Annotated in this window: 2 protein-coding genes; both read right to left on the reverse strand. The window is 38.4% G+C overall.

From position 1 onward, the window contains the following. Positions 1 to 1,913 (reverse strand): ABC transporter ATP-binding protein (locus AA81_RS08405; RefSeq protein ID WP_103898774.1); only part of this gene is annotated, 1,913 nt, incomplete at its 3' end. Continuing rightward, a partial coding sequence (locus AA81_RS08410; protein ID WP_103898775.1) for an ABC transporter ATP-binding protein occupies positions 1,910 to 3,358 on the reverse strand: 1,449 nt, incomplete at its 5' end. The genes AA81_RS08405 and AA81_RS08410, both read right to left, overlap by 4 nt.

Raw genomic sequence — 3,358 nt, forward strand, 5'->3', positions numbered from 1 at the left:
AAGCCTTCATTTTTCATAAGTTCTTCGTGATTTCCAGTTTCTACAATGGAACCGTGATCCATTACTAAGATTGTATCGGCATTCCTGATTGTAGATAATCTATGAGCAATGATAAAGCTTGTTCGCCCTCTCATCAATTTTTCCATAGCTTGTTGTATTAATGTTTCTGTACGTGTGTCAACAGAGCTGGTTGCCTCATCCAAGATCAAAATTTTAGGGTTTGCAAGGAAAGCTCTTGCGATGGTTATCAATTGTCTTTGACCTTGTGATAGGTTCGAAGCTTCCTCATCTATTATTGTGTCGTAACCATGGGGTAATGTTCGAACAAAATGATCCACATACGCCGCTTTAGCAGCATGGATGATCTCCTCATCAGAGGCATCTTCTTTACCGTATGCGATATTTTCCTTTATCGTGCCTCCGAATAACCAAGTGTCTTGAAGAACCATACCAAAGTTTTTTCTGAGGTCTGATCTTCTCATTTGCCTAATATCAATGCCATCCAACGTGATTCTTCCATCTGTGACATCGTAGAATCTCATTAGAAGGTTGACAAGTGTAGTTTTTCCAGCGCCTGTTGGTCCAACTATCGCTACATTTTCCCCAGGATAAACATTTAAGTTCATACCCTCTATCAAAGGTTTTTTAGGATCATAACTGAAAGATACGTTTTCAAAGGCTATTCTTCCTTTTATTTCAGGTAATTCTACAGGTTGGACTGGATCAGGAAGTTCGTCCTGTTCATCTAGGAGTTCGAATACTCTTTCTGCGGAAGCTACAGTTGATTGTAAAATATTTATAATATTAGCTGTTTGAACTATTGGTTGGGTGAACATTCTTGAGTACTGAATGAACGCCTGTACATCTCCAAGTGTCATTAGACCGTTTGCTACCCTAAGTCCACCGATAACGCTGACAGCTACGTAGTTAAGATTGTTTAGAAAAGCTATTGCAGGTCTTATTATGCCTGATATGAACTGAGATTTGAAACTTGCTTGGTATAATCTAGCGTTTTCGTTGTCGAATGTTTCTTTAGCTTCTTTTTGTTTGTTGAAAACCTTTACAATGTTATGGCCTGAATATGTCTCCTCTACATGACCGTTGAGTTTTCCCGTACTGTCCCACTGCGTTTCAAACTGTTTCTGAGATTTTTTTACAATGAACATTGTGACAATCAGAGATAAAGGAATCAGCGTCAAGGCTATTAATGTGAGCAATGGACTTATCGTTAACATCATAACTATTACACCGATTATAGTGACAGTAGCTGTTATGATCTGTGTTAACGTTTGTTGAAGCGTTCTTCCTATATTATCAATATCGTTGGTTACTCTACTGAGAATATCACCGTGGGAATGACTATCAAAATATTTAAGTGGTAGTTTTGCTAGTTTGTTATCAACATCTTTTCTTAGCCTATAGATGGATTTTTGAGAGACACCCGCCATTAGATATTGCTGCAACCACTTGAAAAGGGCAGATAAGCCGTAAATTACCAATAGGGTTAATAAGATTTGTACGAGTTTGTTATAATCCACTCCCTGGCCTGGCACTATGTTCATTGGCCCAATCATTTCAGCAATTTGATCATTCCCGGAGAGTTTAAGCATTTGTATAGCTTGTTCTTTTGTCATATTTTCAGGCATATTTTTGCTTATTATACCTTCGAATAACACATTTGTGGCGTTTCCTATTATCTTAGGGGCTGTTATCATAAAGACCGTAGCTAAAACGGCAAAAGAAACAACGAACAAAATAGGCACTAATTGAGGTTTTAAATATCCAAGTAGTCTTTTTAAGGACCCCCAAAAATTTTTTGGTTTTTCTCCAGGGGTTGCTCCTCGTCTACCCATTCCCATCCCCATAGGTTTTTTAGTTGAACTGTTAGGAGTTTTTGGATTATTGTGACTCATGCTGTTTCCTCCTCTGGTAACTGGGATTTTACGAGCTCTCTATATACTTCACATGATTGCATAAGATCTGAATGTTTTCCTTGCCCAGCTATCGTTCCGTCGTCGTTTAGAGCGATTATTAAGTCTGCATTAAGTATGGTACTTACCCTTTGAGCTACTATTATAACTGTAGAGTTTTTAGTCTCTTCCTTTAAGGCTTCACGAAGGTTCGCATCGGTTCTGTTATCCAAAGCAGAGAAACTATCGTCGAATATATAGATCTTTGGCTTTTTGACAATTGCCCTTGCAATAGATAGACGTTGCCTTTGACCACCGGAGAAGTTCGTTCCTCCTTGATCAACTGGAGCTTGTAGTTTATCAGGTAATTCTTCTACAAAATCCTTCGCTTGAGCTATTTCTAAGGCATGCCACATTTCCTCTTCAGTTGCATCTTTCTTACCATATGCTAGGTTGGAAGCTATCGTTCCACTGAATAGATAAGCTTTTTGAGGTACAAAACCTAGTGAGTCTCTAAGGTTTTCCATCGACAGTTCTCTTATATCTACACCGTCGATTTCTATCTTCCCTTCGGTGACTTCGTAAAAGCGTGGGATCAAGTTTATAAGAGTGCTTTTACCGCTTCCGGTGCTACCTACAATTGCGGTAGTTTTGCCTGGTTTTGCTTCAAATGAAATATTTCTTAGTACGGGTTCCTCAGCGCCTTCGTATTTGAATGTCACATTTTTGAAGGAAATAGTGCCTTTTTTACTTTTTAAAATTACGGGATCGTCTGGTTCATTAATTGTTGGTTCTGTTTCTAATACCTCTTTGATACGATCGGCAGATGCTTCTGCACGAGGCCACATGACAAACATCATCATTGCCATCATTATTGATATGAGTATTTCCATGATATATGTTAAGAAGGCTGTCAAGTTGCCTATTGGCATTGCTCCACTGTCTATTCGCATTGAACCAAACCAGAGAATACTAACAGTTGAAAGGTTCATAATAAACATTAGAAGAGGCATACCTAATGCTAATAATCTGTTTACTTTTATGGCGGTTTGGGTTAAGTCGCTATTAACTTTATCGAATCTTTTTTCTTCACTTTTTTCTTTCACAAAAGCCCTGATGACGCGTACGCCCATTAATTTTTCACGTAGAACACGGTTGACGTTATCGAGTTTTATTTGCATGCTTTTAAATAGTGGAATTGCCTTACGCATTAGAAAGAATACAACAATTCCCATCACTGGGATTATCACTAAAAGCGAAGTAGAAAGAACAACGTCTTGACGTATAGCCATTATGGCACCACCTATTGCCATTATGGGTGCAAGGATCATCACATTCAACATTATTAATACCAACATCTGAATTTGGTATACATCATTCGTGTTTCTCGTTATCAGCGAGGCGGTTCCAAACTTGTCTATATCGTTTTGAGAGAAACTAAGTACCTT

This window comes from Petrotoga halophila DSM 16923, assembly GCF_002924615.1.